Raw genomic sequence first — 760 nt, 5'->3', positions numbered from 1 at the left:
ATGAAGCAACTGGGGCAGAGGAAGAGACAAAAGCTCTGCTGTCAAGCGGGTGAGGAAACCCCACCCGCCTACGCGGTGGGGTAGTTCATAGCAAAGACTCAGGTCGGATCCGCGGATCCACCCACATCAAGAGCAGATCGGCCAATAGGTTATCACCGCTCCCAGCAAAAGCCCAGCCATCACCACGTTGATGTCAAAGCTTTGGACGGCTTCCAAGAGCAGCTTGCCCAGCCCCGGCCAGTTGAAGAAAAACTTAGCAATGAAGGAGCCGCTGAGCAGATTGGCAAACTCAAAGCCCAAGATCGTAATCAAGGGGTTGACGGCGTTGCGCACTGCATGCAGCCAGATCACCCGCCATTCAGGAATGCCCCGTGCCCGCGCCGCCTGGATGTATTCCTGCTGCAGCACGTCCAAGAAGTTGCCGCGGGTAATCCGCTGCAGCCCGGCAAAGCTGGTAATGCTCAGGGCCAGCGTGGGCAAGAGCAGGTGGCGGCCCAGATCCAGCAGCTTCCCCCCAACCGAGCTCGGCAAAATAAACACTGGTCATTCCCCCTACCGGCAGCCAGCCCACGTTTTGAGCCACAATCAGCAGCAAAATGGCCAGCACAAAGCTGGGCATGGCCTGCCCCAGGTAGCTGAGCAACTGCAACGCCCGATCCAAAGGGGTGTTCTGCCGCAGCGCCCCCAGGATCCCCAGAGGAACGGCAATTAGCCAAGTCAGCAAAACAGAGCACACTGCCAACAGCAAGGTGGCGCCGGC

The 760-nt window shown here is 58.9% G+C and carries 1 pseudogene; it reads right to left on the bottom strand.

The window, feature by feature from the left end:
• Nucleotides 1-85 precede the first annotated feature (85 nt).
• Nucleotides 86-760 (bottom strand): annotated as a pseudogene (locus NW827_RS07860) (ABC transporter permease); the annotation flags it as partial.

Source organism: Synechococcus sp. H70.1, assembly GCF_047502705.1.
Classification (GTDB): Bacteria; Cyanobacteriota; Cyanobacteriia; order Thermostichales; family Thermostichaceae; genus Thermostichus.
This window is presented reverse-complemented; position numbering and strand designations above follow the sequence as displayed.